Source organism: Aquimarina agarivorans (assembly GCF_000218485.1).
Classification (GTDB): Bacteria; Bacteroidota; Bacteroidia; order Flavobacteriales; family Flavobacteriaceae; genus Aquimarina; species Aquimarina agarivorans.
The window spans coordinates 1-13,549 of the sequence record NZ_AFPB01000144.1; the positions used below are offsets into that span (position 1 = coordinate 1).

Annotated in this window: 10 protein-coding genes; 1 reads left to right on the forward strand and 9 read right to left on the reverse strand. The window is 34.2% G+C overall.

Annotated features, from left to right (window positions below; translation table 11 throughout):
- Window positions 1-344: 344 nt before the first annotated feature.
- The 8 genes from GMC_RS0109325 to tamL all read right to left on the reverse strand — a co-directional run bounded on the left by GMC_RS0109325 (window position 345) and on the right by tamL (window position 11,709).
- Window positions 345-1,685, reverse strand: coding sequence for a M28 family peptidase (locus GMC_RS0109325; RefSeq protein WP_010521876.1), 1,341 nt, complete (start codon window positions 1,683-1,685; stop codon window positions 345-347).
- 181 nt (window positions 1,686-1,866) lie between these two features.
- Window positions 1,867-4,083, reverse strand: coding sequence for a polyribonucleotide nucleotidyltransferase (locus GMC_RS0109330; RefSeq protein WP_010521877.1), 2,217 nt, complete (start codon window positions 4,081-4,083; stop codon window positions 1,867-1,869).
- Between the two features lie 311 nt (window positions 4,084-4,394).
- Window positions 4,395-4,664 carry a 30S ribosomal protein S15 gene (gene rpsO, locus GMC_RS0109335; protein ID WP_010521878.1) on the reverse strand — a complete coding sequence of 90 codons (270 nt, stop codon included), beginning with the start codon at window positions 4,662-4,664 and terminating at the stop codon, window positions 4,395-4,397.
- 120 nt (window positions 4,665-4,784) lie between these two features.
- Complete coding sequence (locus tag GMC_RS20670; protein WP_010521879.1) at window positions 4,785-5,918, reverse strand: TlpA disulfide reductase family protein; 1,134 nt, start codon at window positions 5,916-5,918, stop codon at window positions 4,785-4,787.
- Window positions 5,919-6,092: 174 nt separating this feature from the next.
- Entirely contained in the window at window positions 6,093-6,605 is a 513-nt protein-coding gene (locus GMC_RS0109345) for a hypothetical protein (protein WP_010521880.1), read from the reverse strand.
- A 281-nt stretch (window positions 6,606-6,886) separates the two neighbouring features.
- Window positions 6,887-7,750: an acetyl-CoA carboxylase, carboxyltransferase subunit beta gene (accD, locus tag GMC_RS0109350; protein WP_010521881.1), complete on the reverse strand. Its 864-nt coding sequence runs from the start codon at window positions 7,748-7,750 to the stop codon at window positions 6,887-6,889.
- 150 nt (window positions 7,751-7,900) lie between these two features.
- A complete protein-coding gene (gene fbaA, locus GMC_RS0109355) occupies window positions 7,901-8,968 on the reverse strand; it encodes a class II fructose-bisphosphate aldolase (protein ID WP_010521882.1) in 1,068 nt (355 codons plus the stop codon).
- 191 nt (window positions 8,969-9,159) lie between these two features.
- The gene (tamL, locus tag GMC_RS0109360) at window positions 9,160-11,709 is read right to left on the reverse strand and encodes a translocation and assembly module lipoprotein TamL (RefSeq protein ID WP_010521883.1); all 2,550 of its coding nucleotides are present in this window, start codon (window positions 11,707-11,709) and stop codon (window positions 9,160-9,162) included.
- Between the two features lie 46 nt (window positions 11,710-11,755).
- On the opposite strand from tamL, the gene GMC_RS0109365 reads away from it, so the two are divergent.
- A complete protein-coding gene (locus tag GMC_RS0109365; RefSeq protein ID WP_010521884.1) occupies window positions 11,756-12,493 on the forward strand; it encodes a TrmH family RNA methyltransferase in 738 nt (245 codons plus the stop codon).
- A 308-nt stretch (window positions 12,494-12,801) separates the two neighbouring features.
- Here GMC_RS0109365 and porT read toward each other — a convergent pair whose 3' ends face one another.
- Window positions 12,802-13,548 carry a type IX secretion/gliding motility protein PorT/SprT gene (porT, locus tag GMC_RS0109370; RefSeq protein ID WP_010521885.1) on the reverse strand — a complete coding sequence of 249 codons (747 nt, stop codon included), beginning with the start codon at window positions 13,546-13,548 and terminating at the stop codon, window positions 12,802-12,804.
- Between the last annotated feature and the right edge of the window lies 1 nt (window position 13,549).

Sequence of the window (13,549 nt, forward strand, 5' to 3'; positions counted from 1 at the left end):
CTGATAACTTGGCAGTCTTATATGGAGTAAGTTGATTGCTTTTAGTATTCAATATTGTTTTAATAATTTACCTTTTGAAGATTTTAAATGTAGGAATTACAAGACTTATTATTAAGAATTTTGTACAAAAAGACACAAGATACATGCGAAATTTTTGTTTGTAAATCATGTCAGTTATAACAGCTAACCCCTTTAAAGGGTTCTTTTTGCTTGATACTTTAAAATAAAAGACAAAACTTAGTTGAAAAGTAAACCTATTCATAAAAATAAATAGCAATCATAGTTAAAGAGGTTACAGTTTATTTGCCTTTTAGTGTAAAAAAGTATTTGTAATTAAATAATTTTTACCTAAAAACGCCTTGCGGGAAAACAACAGGACTTTCAATACCTTCATTATTTACACTAGCTATACCAAAAAAATAATTGTCAATAACAATACCCTTTAAAGTAAATTGATTTACATTTCCAACATAACGACTGTGATCCCAGGTGGGTGAAGTAGTGTTTCGCCAGTATATTTTATACCCTTTTACGTTGCTATCAGGGACTTTTTTCCATTTCAATTTTGCAGAAGCCTCTACAATACCACCAATTTTAACCTCGGTAGGAGCAGGGGGTGCCCAAGCCAAATACGCTAAATTGATAGCATTAACGGCGGTGAGTTTTGCTGCATACCCAAAATTCACGTGTTCCACAGTGTCACCGTAATCAATACCATTTTCGGTACGTATGTCCTGATGTTGTTGGGTGTAATTTTCATGAGCTTCCATAATTCGAATACCAGCAAACCCGATATCATTAAAAGGTTTGTGATGCCCACCACGGCCAAAACGATCCAAACGGTAAATGAGCATCGGATTCATTTCGGGCATGTATTTTTTAACGTTTTTGTGTATATAGCGGGCTAATTGACGCGAAATACCATCAACTTCGCCCCCGTAATAGCGTCTACGCTTTATTTGTTCTTCAGTATCTGTTGTATTTGTAGGTTCCGAAAAAATACGAAAAGAGCGATTGTCAATCACCCCATCAACTCCTTTAATATTGCCAATCATATCATTGTTGAGTACGCCAATAATTTCCCAGTTTTTTTCTTTTGCATATTTAGCTAAACCAGCACCCCCGAATAAACCTTGCTCTTCTCCCGACAGGCCAACGTAAATTATACTGCTCTCAAAAGTGTATTTTGAAAGTACCCTGGCGGCTTCAATAGTACCAGCCATACCACTGGCATTATCATTCGCACCTGGTGCATCGGTAGTAAAATCCATAGTATCGCTTGCGCGAGAATCAATATCACCGCTCATAATAACATAACGGTTGGGGTATTTTGTACCTTTTTGAATAGCAAGGACATTGACCACCCAAGCATCTTTAGGGACTCGTTTGCCCATACTTTTAGTAACAAAATCTTTTTGGTAAGTCACATCCAAACATTGATTACATGCTTTTGATATATTATCAAATTCAGCTTTTATCCAACGCCTGGCAGCTCCAATTCCTCTGGTTTCGGAAATGGTATCACTAAATGTATTTCGGGTGCCAAAGCCAGCAAGTTTACGAATGTCTTTTTCAATACGTTTGTCCGATACACTTTCAATTATATCGTAAATTTTTTTATCGCTTTGCGCGAAGGTGGGATGCAAACAAATTAGAAATAAAAATAGAAGTAAAACATGTTTCATAAAACAACGTTATTTTTTTTCTAAAATAATAAAAACTAAGGATCTATGAGTAACCTTAACAAAGCGCTAACGAATGTATCTTTTAAATGCTTGTTTGTATGTAAAAAAAACACCTCAACAAATTAAATTTGTTGAGGTGTTTTAATAGTAATTTATTTAAAAGAATAAGCTCACTGGTGGGTTAATCTCTTTTTTCACGAGGCTTACGATCACGATTGTCTCTTCCTCTGTTATCTCTTCCTTTTCCTTTGTCATCTCTTGGTGGGCGAGCCACATAACCTTCAGGTTTTGGAAGTAAAGCTTTCCTTGAAACTTTTTCTTTACGAGTTCTTGGGTCTGTACCAAAGTATTTCACATCAAGTTCATCACCTAAATTAAGTACATCGGTAACGTTTTCAACACGTTCCCATGCAAATTCGGATACGTGTAATAGTACTTCGTTACCAGGAGCTTCTTTGTATTCAACAACAGCACCAAAGTCAAGTATTTTAATTACTTTAACTTCGTACACGCTTCCCACTTGTGGTTTGAATAACATAGACTCAATTCGAGCTAAAACAGCATCAATTCCATCTGCTCCAGTTCCTAAAATCTCTACAATACCTTCTTCAGTAACAGGATCTTCGTTAATTACAATAGTAGTACCTGTAGTTTTTTGTAACTCTTGAATATTTTTACCCCCAGGGCCAATTAATGCTCCAATAAATTCATTTGGAATTACACGAGTCACCATTTTTGGAGCGTGATTTTTAACGTCAGTTGCTGGTGCAGTTATAGTTTCTGTAAGTTTACTTAAAATATGTAAACGACCGTCACGTGCTTGTTTTAATGCATTTACCAAAATCTCATAGCTTAAGCCTTTAACTTTGATATCCATTTGGCATGCAGTAATACCATCTTCTGTACCTGTAACTTTAAAGTCCATGTCTCCTAAGTGATCTTCATCACCTAAAATATCAGATAATACCGCATAGCGATCACCATCAGAAATTAATCCCATAGCAATACCCGAAACAGGTTTTTTAATCTGAACACCTGCATCCATTAATGCCATTGTACCCGCACATACAGTTGCCATAGATGAAGAACCGTTAGATTCTAAAATTTCTGAAACTACACGAACTGTATAAGGGCAATCTTCAGGGATCATTCCTTTTAATGCACGTTGCGCTAAATTTCCATGCCCTACCTCACGGCGTGAAGTTCCTCTTAAAGGTCTAGCTTCTCCAGTAGAAAAAGGAGGGAAGTTGTAATGTAAATAGAAACGCTCTTCACCTTCTTGCGAAGGATTATCGATCATATTAGCATCACGAGATGTTCCTAAAGTTACTGTAGCTAAAGCTTGAGTTTCACCACGAGTAAAAATAGAAGAACCGTGAGTTGTTGGTAAATAATCTATTTCACACCATATTGGACGAATATCAGTAGTCTTACGACCATCTAAACGAATACCTTCTTCCAAAGTTAAGTTACGAACGGCTTCTTTTTGCGATTTGTTAAAGTATTTGGAAATTAAAGCGCCTTTTTCTTCTAATTCCTCTTCAGAATATTGCGCTTTTAATGCCTCCTTTACTTCTGCGAAAGCGGCACCCCTATCTTTTTTGGACGAAGCTTGTTTTGCAATAGCATAACACTTATCATAAGCAAACTCATTCACTACCTTTGCTAAATCTTCATCAGCATCTTCAGCGGTATATTCACGTGTTTCTTTTTTGCCAAAAGCTTCTGCTAATTTTACTTGCGCAGCACATTGTACTTTTATAGCTTCATGAGCCACTTTAATGGCTTCGATCATTTCTTCTTCAGAAATTTCGTCCATTTCACCCTCTACCATCATTACAGAATCGGCAGATGCACCGATAACCATATCAATATCAGAAGCAGCTAATTGTTCAAAGCTAGGGTTTACAATAAATTGACCATCAACTCGGCTTACTCTCACTTCTGAAATTGGAGTTTCAAAAGGAATGTCCGATAGTTGAATAGCCGTTGATGCAGCCAAGCCGGCAAGGGCATCAGGCATCACCTCCGGATCATGAGACATTAATTGTATCATAATCTGTGTTTCGGCATGGTAATCCTTAGGGAATAGTGGACGCAATACACGATCTACTATTCGCATAACTAATATTTCTTCGGTACTAGGACGCGCTTCTCTTTTAAAGAAACCACCAGGGTAACGACCCGCAGCGGCAAATTTTTCACGGTAATCTACCGTAAGGGGTAAAAAATCAACATTACTTTGCTCATAATTAGAAACTACGGTACAAAGCAACATGGTTTTACCCATAGTCACAACAACAGACCCGTGGGCTTGTTTTGCTAATTTTCCGGTTTCGATAGTAATTTCTCTACCGTCACCTAGGTCAATGACCTCCTTAAAGACTTGTGGAATCATAATTTGTTTAATTCATTTTAGTTTGTCTCGATTTGTTGGTGGCAAATCATTGGTTGTTGTGTTGCTAAGCTTCGCGAGAAGTTCCTTTGCAAGGGAGACAATTTATATCTTACCAAAAACAGCATAAAACTTAATTGTATTTTACATTATTTCTGGTAATAAGTATTTATATCTACATTTAATGTATTTCGGAAAATTACGTAAGTACAATTAAATTTGTTTTTGTATGTTAACGAAGATACGTTTTTCTTTACTATTTGCAGATAAAAAAAAGCGGAGCTGCAAGCTCCGCTTTTTAAAGTATTGATGACTTATTTTCTTAAACCAAGCTCTTTTACAATAGCACGGTATCTTAAAATGTCTTTTTTGATTAAGTAATCTAGTAAGCTTCTGCGTTTACCTACTAATTTTACTAATGAACGTTCAGTATTATAATCTTTACGATTTTTTTTCAAGTGCTCAGTTAGGTGTGTAATTCTGTGCGTAAATAAAGCAATTTGTGCTTCTGCAGTTCCACTGTCATTTTTACCTTTACCGTGTTTAGCAAAGATTTCCTCTTTAACTTCTTTTGTTAAATACATTCCAATATTATTTAAATGATTCTTATGTATTTGAAAGGTTTTCTTTCAAGGGTGCAAATATATTCTTTTTTCTGATACTAATCTATTTTAGGGATACTAAAATTTTAGTTAAGGGAATTCTTATTTTAAAGCTTTTGATAATACTTTTCGAAGTTTGTTAGGGTTAATTTTTGTTTCCACAATAGTACCATTGGCATCAATTAAAAAGTTTTCAGGAACATTGTTAACTCCATACATGTAGCCCACTGGGTTTTCCCATCCTTCCAAACTGCTTAAATGAATCCAGTTTGTACGATCTCTTTTTACTGCATTATTCCAAACATCCTTATTTTGATCAAAAGAAATAGCTACAATTTCAAATCCTTTATCTTTAAATTCATCATATACTTTTTTAAATTCAGGATTTAATTTTTGGCAAGGCCTACACCATGACGACCAAAAATCTAATAATGTATATTTCTTTTTTACTTCGGAAAATGTAACAGGTTTTCCAGTAATGTCATTTTGGGTAAAATCCGTGTAACTATCTCCTTTTTTCGGGTTTCCACTTAGTTTTAAAAATGTTCCAATAATTTTACCGTATTTGGTTTGTTTAGTTTTATTATCCGCTTGTTTATAGATGCTGGCTACTTCATCTTTTTTCCAAATTCCTTTAAAAATATTTAATAAACGCATACTTACTACTGAGCTTGGGTACGTTTCTAAAAAAGAAAAGCACATTTGTTTTTCTTGTTCTTGTAGTACATCAAGGTAGTTGTTGGTTTTTGTTTTGGTGTTAGGGTCTAGTTCAGGGTTTGATAAAATGCTGTATAAACTATCTCGCTTTTTGGATACGGTAACTATTTTTTCAGTCAATATGTTTTCTTCAGTTTGTACTTTACCACCTACTATTTTTGTATCCAGGCGTTTGCCAGTGGTGTTTTTTATAGAAATTACCCCGTTTTCGATCCAAAAATCAGCAAAAAATGGCGTTTGTTTAACTAAAATTCTAGCATCAATAGGTTCAGTGAAGTCGCCTTTAAACTCAAATTTTTTGTTGAAAATATAAGTAGAGTCTACTATTTCATTATCAATAAATAAACCAACCATTGTACTGTCTTTAAACTGCTGGAACTCACCTTCAATTTTAAATTGATTTGATTTAAGTTGGTTTAAAGCAACATTATTTGTGGTAGGAATAGGTTTTTGGTTTGTTTCTTTTTTACAAGAAAATAATAAGAGCGCAGTAATAATTACTGAAAATATAATTCGCATTTTAAGTGTAGTTAATTGATTTGAAATTGCAATATAAGTAATAAATACTATAGTGTTTTAATGTATTGTAAGTAGTAAGGTTAGCTATTTGCATAGCAAATGAATACTTACATTTATGAAATTGATTCTATTAAAAGTTATTTATAATATAGTTGAACCAGAACAATCAAAGTATTAAAAAGCACAATTAGTAGGAAGATTTCCTTTTTGAGCCGCATCTTCAAATTGTTTAGTGTCAAAAGCTTCATTTGAAAATCCATTGGCAACAGTACCTTTACTCACTTGGGGTAAATATCCGCTAGTATTCATATGTGCCCTAACAATTACTTGTTGCTTACTTGTAATGGAAACCTTACCGCCAGAGCGTGCAAATGGTTGCTCGTTTACGTGGCTGTGGACCAAAATTCTTCGGTAAATTAAATTGCCTTCCAAGTCTATAACTTCCCACCAGTCGGCATATTGATCGCAACCAGTATCAGGACTTTTAACAGTGACACTAAAAGTGTATTCATTTTCATTTCCGCTTACGGTTACGTTTTGCACACCATCTGTGGACATAGTGTCTTTGGAAGTTACGGAAGGATTAATATTATCCATATTGTCATTGTTTGCAGGTTGTTGACTTTCGTCAGAAGTGCAACTGGTGATGAGTAATGAAACAAATAGTTTAAGTAGTATAGTCTTCATAACATTGATTTTTAGTACAATTCGGATTTTAAATTACTCAAATAAAAATTTAAATTTTTTATTTGGACAAAAAAGAAAACCTTCATTTAGCTTGAGCATCGCTGAAATTTTATTTTAAAGTTTCAAGCAAAAAAAGACCATTTTAAATGGGTCATATAATGAGCGAAACAGTATTGTAAGTTATAAACGTAATTTAAAGCTGTTATAGTGTAAAAGTTGCTTAAAAAAGAAAACCGCTTTCTGAAAAGAAAACGGTTTATTTCGCTATAATTTAATTAGTACTATTCAGTAGTAGCTAATGGTTTATTTAAAATAAGATTTAAGTACTTGTTTACTTTATTTTTAAGATCTTTTCGATGTACAATAAAATCTAAAAAGCCGTGTTCCAATAAAAATTCAGATGTTTGAAAACCATCAGGGAGTTCTTTTCCTGTAGTATCACGCACCACACGTGGACCTGCAAATGCAATTAAGGCACCAGGTTCGGCAATATTAATATCACCAAGCATGGCAAATGACGCTGTAATTCCACCAGTGGTAGGATCAGTACATAATGACACGTAAGGCAATCCTTTTTTTGATAGTAAACTTAATTTTGCCGAAACTTTAGCCATTTGCATAAGTGAGTGAGCAGCTTCCATCATACGAGCGCCACCCGATTTTGAAATAATCATTACCGGGAGCTTGTGAGCAATGGCATAATCAATAGCGCGTGCTATTTTTTCGCCCATAACACTTCCCATGGAGCCACCAATAAAAGCAAAATCCATACAGGCAATCACTAACTCATTTCCGTTGGACTTGCCAACAGCCGTACGGACAGCATCTTTTAATTTGGTTTTAGATTGCGCTTGTTTTAAACGATCCGTATATTTCTTTTTATCCTCAAATTTCAAAGGATCTTTTGAGGTCATGTTTTTATCAAGTTCTTTAAACTCGTTATTATCAAACATGATATTAAAGTATTCTGCACTTCCAATTCGGACGTGGTAACCATCTTCGGGACTGACGTAAAAGTTTTTTTCAAGCTCTTTAGCTTCAATTACTTTTCCAGTTGGTGATTTGTACCAAAGCCCCTTTGGTACATCTTTTTTTTCTTCGGTAGGAGTTTGTATTCCTTTTTCTTTTCTTTTAAACCAAGCCATAAGTATTGTTTAAAATTAATTGCCAAAAAAGTCAGACTAATAAGTGTTTACTGTTTGTTGTTCATAAAAATAAACGTATCAGCAGTGTACTTAGTCTGACTTTTCTTTATAAAGTATAGATTGCAAATTTATATTGAAACCTATAAGGATTTACAGTGTGTTAACGTTATTTAAGTCAGCAAATGCTTTCTTTAAACGCGTTACGAAGGTTTGTTCTCCAACACGCAACCATTTCCTAGGGTCGTAGTGTTTTTTATTTGGTTCAGAAGCTCCTTCAGGATTTCCGATTTGCGTTTTTAAGTACGCTTCGTTATTCACCATATAATCACGGATACCATCGCAAAAAGCAAATTGTAAATCAGTATCAATGTTCATTTTTACTACTCCGTAACCAATAGCTTCTCTAATTTCTTCAACCGTTGAACCTGAACCACCATGGAATACAAAATCAATGTGATTTTTTTCTACCCCATGCTTTTTGGTAACATACTCTTGTGAATTTAATAAAATTTTTGGCGTTAACTTTACATTTCCAGGTTTATATACCCCGTGTACATTTCCAAAAGCAGCAGCAATAGTAAATTTATCACTTACTTTGCTTAATTCAGTATATGCGTAATCTACCTCTTCAGGTTGTGTGTATAATTTAGAAACATCAACATCGCTGTTGTCTACACCATCTTCTTCACCACCTGTGATTCCTAATTCAATTTCTAAAGTCATTCCCATTTTGCTCATGCGCTCAAGGTATGTTTTGCAAATTTCAATGTTTTCTTCTAATGGCTCTTCAGAAAGATCAATCATATGAGAAGAATATAAAGGCTTGCCCGTTTGCTTGTAAAACTCTTCACCAGCATCAAGTAATCCATCAATCCAAGGAAGTAGTTTTTTAGCACAGTGATCCGTATGCATTACTACAGGGACACCGTAAGCTTCAGCCATTAAATGTACATGTTTAGCGCCAGCAATTGCTCCGGCAATGGCCGCCTTTTGCCCCTCATTGGAAAGGCCTTTACCAGCATTAAATTGAGCACCTCCATTTGAAAATTGAATAAAAACAGGTGAATTTAATTCAGCGGCGGTTTCCAAAACTGCATTAATTGTATTTGATCCAATTACGTTTACAGCAGGCATTGCAAAGCCTTTTTCTTTGGCATATTTAAATAACGCTTGTACATCGTCTCCGGTTACTACTCCTGGTTTAATGTTATGACTCATTAGTTTTTTGTTTATTTTAAAGGCATAAAAGTAATGAATTTCTATTGAAAAAGCGCATAAAAACAATTCCTGTTTTAAAGCAGAATACCTTATTATGTTTTTAGTAATTAGGTTGTAAATTACAGTAAGTAGTGTTCGGTAAATAAATAATCATCATATCGACTTGTAAGATGCTGGTTCTTATTTGGTCGTTAAAACGGATAGTTAATTCCTACGTTGAACACGGTTTTTGAGAAATTTAGTTCGGTCAGCCAAGGCCTGTTATCAATTCGGGCAGGATTAAAAATTTTCCAAGCCGCATCCAAACGCAGCACAAAAAAGCTAAAATCATAGCGCAATCCAAGTCCCGATCCTAGTGCAAGTTCTGATAAATCTTTAAAGCCAGAAAAATTAACATCTTCTTCGTCTTCAAAACTATCAAGCACATTCCAAATATTTCCAGCATCTGCAAACAAGGCACCGTTTAAAGCTCCTGCTAAATTAAAGCGGTATTCAATATTAAAAGCAAGTTTTAAATTGGCTTCATTAAATTCATTTCGGCCACTGCTTCTTCCAGGGCCTAAATCATAAGGCGTCCACGCTCTATTGTCATTAGATCCTCCTCCAAAATAACTTTGCGAAAATGGGATGGAGTTGGAGTTTCCGTAAGGAAAAGCAACCCCACCAAAACCTCGTACGGCTAAAACATTTTTATCTCCAAAATCCCAGTGCTTAATATATTCTGATTCAAGTTTAATAAATTGAGAAAATTCCACCCCAAAAAGGTCAAAGTTGTCATCCTCGTTTCTTTCTCTATTTGCTATGCCAGCAATAGTGGATAAAAAACTACCAGCACTTTCAATTTTTAAACGAAAACGAGAAAAATCTTCATCGTACAAATTTTTACGCGTATCGTTAATAAAACTATAACTGGTGGTTAAAATCAAATTGTCTTCTGTAAGTCGATTTTTACGTTCGGAAATATTTCTAACATCATTCAACTGATTGGTGCTAGTAACAATTGTACCATTTATGACACTGTTAATAAATTGATCTGCTCCTGACAAAATATCTAAATTATTATTGTCGTTAAAAAAGGGACTATTTGTGTCAAGTACATTTTGGGCAATATCATTCAGGCGATTATAAGAATTTTGATAGACGTTAAAATAATTTTGTGCATTTAAATTTCGGACATATTGCAAGCCAAAAAGATCAAATTGATTAGAAAGTACTCTGTTAGGTTTCCATTTGTAATTAAAAATACCCGAAACACTCTCTTTATCCAGTCCAATATTTTGTTGTGTAGTAATACCTAGGTTGATGCTGGTTTGAGGAGCACTTGATTTTTTAATGATTTTATCTGTCCTTAGTGGAAATAAAATTCGCGGAAAACTAAGTTTGGCATCCAAGCCTAACTCGGAAATATTAAAAAATTTTTCATCGCTATCAGCTACATCCCTTGATGATCCAATATTACTACGTGCTGAAATTTCAAAAGACTCAGCTCTTCGAAATACATTACGGATCAGTAAGGAACCTCCAAACCCCAATCCAATATCCTGAATAATAGATGTAGAAACATCAAAATTAAAACCAATGGCATATTTTTTTCGGGGTGTTAAAAAAATATTCGCAATTAAATCTTCTCCTTTAGGATCCCTACCATCTTCCTGAAAGGTAATACTAGGATATTTAAATACTCCCAAACTATTTAGTGAATTGTAAGTCAGTGTCCGTAAACTATCCCTGTAAATTGAATTTGGTGTTAAAAAAACAGCGTTAGTAATTGCTTTTGGTTTAAATTTCAGTTTATTGAAACTAAATAGTTCAAAACCTTTATAAGTAGCGCTATCCTGTAGTTTTTTTGACTTATTTTTTAGGGCAGTGTCAGTAAAAATATTGACTTTACTTATAGTGTGTACCTTAAAAGGTACTTGCGCGGTGGAGTCATTTAAGGTTATGGGTCTGTTATTAATATTTAAAGTCAGATTTACTTTTTTGTTGGTATTTATGGTATCCGCTTCAAATTTTATAAAATCACGTTCAAAATGAAAAAGGCCTTCATTTCGGAGGCGATTTGTAATTCGATTTCGTTCATTTTCAAGTTCAATGGTGTTGTATTGTTGTCCACTTTTTAAAAGTGATTTGTGTTGGTGTTTTTGGTAAATGGAATCAGCTATTGCTGAATTTATTTGCACACCAATACTATCCACAACATAAGGTTTTCGAGTAGTAATATTGTAGGACACTGCGGACTTTAAGCTGTCTACAGGGGTAATTTTATGCGAGGAAGTAACATTAAACCATCCCTTGTTCCAAAAATAAGCTTCTAACTTTTTTTGAGATTTTTCAATCTTACTTTTTCTATTAATTACGGGAGGCTCTCCAGTTTTTTTTAGCCAATCATTAAAATTTGCTTTGCGTTTAGCAATACGGTTGACTTGTTTTTTTGAGAGTAGTTTGGCTAAACGTTTTTTTCTTCGCGGATTATTTGCTAACCTGTTAACATAAGTAGAATCAGCATCATCTTTACTTAAATTGTAAATACCCAATTTAAAAGGTATTCCTAAAAGTTTTTTGTTTGGCTGTTGCACTAAATAGTCATAAAGCTTGTTGTTCTTAGTTTTTTCGCCGTTAACTAAAATGGTATTTTCAGTAAGCAGGCTTTCATTTTCAGAAACTTTTTTTACGACATTACAACTTAAAATTATAAGCGGTAGTAGCAGAATAAGTGATATTTTTACAAAAAATCTATTCAATTAATTACTAAAGTGTAGTTATTGGAGTCAAATGTACATTATTTGTATGGTTAGCAAAAACCAAAAAAAATTAATACGTAGTTTAAAACAAAAAAAATACCGAAAACAACATGGTTTATTTGTTGTTGAAGGTATAAAAGTAATTCGTGAATTTTTAGAGACACATTACATTTTACAACAAATTTTTGTACTTGAGTCCGAAATTCACCTTTTTAAAGAAGTTGATCGGAACAAACTAAACACGGTTTCCGTTTTGGAATTATCGCAACTTTCTTTTTTAACAACACCTCAAAAGGCAGTAGCAGTATTTAAAATTTCAAATGGAGCGTCTCAATATGTAAGTTCAGGATTGCAAGTTGTACTTGATGATGTTAAAGACCCAGGAAATTTAGGAACTATCATTCGTTTGTGTGATTGGTTTGGGGTGATACAAGTAATATGTTCAGTGGAAACTGTTGATTGTTATAATCCAAAAGTAGTTCAGGCTACTATGGGTTCGTTAACGCGGGTTAAAGTAATGTATACTGACATTGAGCAGTATATTAAAGTTAGTAAGCTTCCAGTTTATGGAACTTTTATGGACGGCATAAACGTATACCAAAAGCAGCTTCCGCAAGAAGGTTTACTTATTATGGGTAATGAAGCTAATGGAATTAGTCCTAAAATTGCCCAATTGGTAAATGAGCGTATTGCTATTCCCAGATTTGGTACTACACAAAAGACCGAAAGTTTAAATGTAGCCACAGCAACTGCTATTCTTTTAAGTGAATTTAGAAGAGCTTAGGTTTTTTAGTTGAGGATTGTGAGTTTTGAGTTGTCAGTTGTGGGTTGTCAGTTGTGGGTTGTCAGGTTGGAGTGTTATATATTACAATGAAGAACAATTGTTTTAAGTCTGTCTCTTGATATTGGTTGTTAGTTTTGGGTTTAATGATTTTACTTTAAGGATTAGCTCCATTTTTTTGGTTTACCAAAAAAATCAACCATCAACCATCAACCATCAACCATCAACCATCAACCATCAACCATCAACCATCAACCATCAACCATCAACCATCAACCATCAACCATCAACCATCAACCATCAACCATCAACTATTGAAAAGTAAAATTAATAAATACCCCTCTGGTACTTAATTTATCTATTTGTTTGGTGTAATTACTATTGGGGTCTTCGTCTTGTATGATTTCATCAGTAGTAGAAAAAACACCTCTAATTGAAGGTGTAAATTTAAAATAGGGCAAAAAGAAATCAATTCCGAAACCTAGTTCATAAGAGTAAAAATTTGTAGCTGTTCTAAATTGACCAGAACTGTTATCATCAGGATTTTTCTCGTTACTGGAAAGATTTATAGATGCCGAAACACCACCAACAACAAACGGTTTAAAATTATTCAAACGTTTAGTGGAAAGTTTTAAAAGCAATGGTATATGAACGGCAGTGGTTTGAACCTCTCTGATTTGATCACTATTTTGGGGGCCTAAATTAGGAAAAAATAATTCGCGCGTATTAAATATTACTCCCGGTTCCGTACGTAAATCCAAATAATCGTTAATGCGTAAATTTCCTATTAACCCAACATTAAATCCAAGTGCTTTATTGGTTACAATATCTTGAGTATCGGGAGATGTAGGTGTAACGCCATCAGCCAATGTGTTAATTCTGTCCGCGGTGTAGTCTATTTTAAAATCTAAAGAATTAAAACCAAGGTAATACCCCCAACGGAAACGTTGTTTGTCATGGTTTTCCCGATTTAATAAACGTTCTTTAGTAAAAATTCCTTGGGCTCCAATTTGCTGAGCACAAATAAACACAAAACATATAGCTAAAATTCTCTTCATC

Bases quoted from the DNA above. Each gene is read 5' to 3' on its own strand.
- GMC_RS0109325 (WP_010521876.1), bottom strand. From the start codon at position 1,685: ATGAAACATGTTTTACTTCTATTTTTATTTCTAATTTGTTTGCATCCC.
- GMC_RS0109330 (WP_010521877.1), bottom strand. From the start codon at position 4,083: ATGATTCCACAAGTCTTTAAGGAGGTCATTGACCTAGGTGACGGTAGA.
- rpsO (WP_010521878.1), bottom strand. From the start codon at position 4,664: ATGTATTTAACAAAAGAAGTTAAAGAGGAAATCTTTGCTAAACACGGT.
- GMC_RS20670 (WP_010521879.1), bottom strand. From the start codon at position 5,918: ATGCGAATTATATTTTCAGTAATTATTACTGCGCTCTTATTATTTTCT.
- GMC_RS0109345 (WP_010521880.1), bottom strand. From the start codon at position 6,605: ATGAAGACTATACTACTTAAACTATTTGTTTCATTACTCATCACCAGT.
- accD (WP_010521881.1), bottom strand. From the start codon at position 7,750: ATGGCTTGGTTTAAAAGAAAAGAAAAAGGAATACAAACTCCTACCGAA.
- fbaA (WP_010521882.1), bottom strand. From the start codon at position 8,968: ATGAGTCATAACATTAAACCAGGAGTAGTAACCGGAGACGATGTACAA.
- GMC_RS0109365 (WP_010521884.1), top strand. From the start codon at position 11,756: ATGGTTAGCAAAAACCAAAAAAAATTAATACGTAGTTTAAAACAAAAA.
- porT (WP_010521885.1), bottom strand. From the start codon at position 13,548: ATGAAGAGAATTTTAGCTATATGTTTTGTGTTTATTTGTGCTCAGCAA.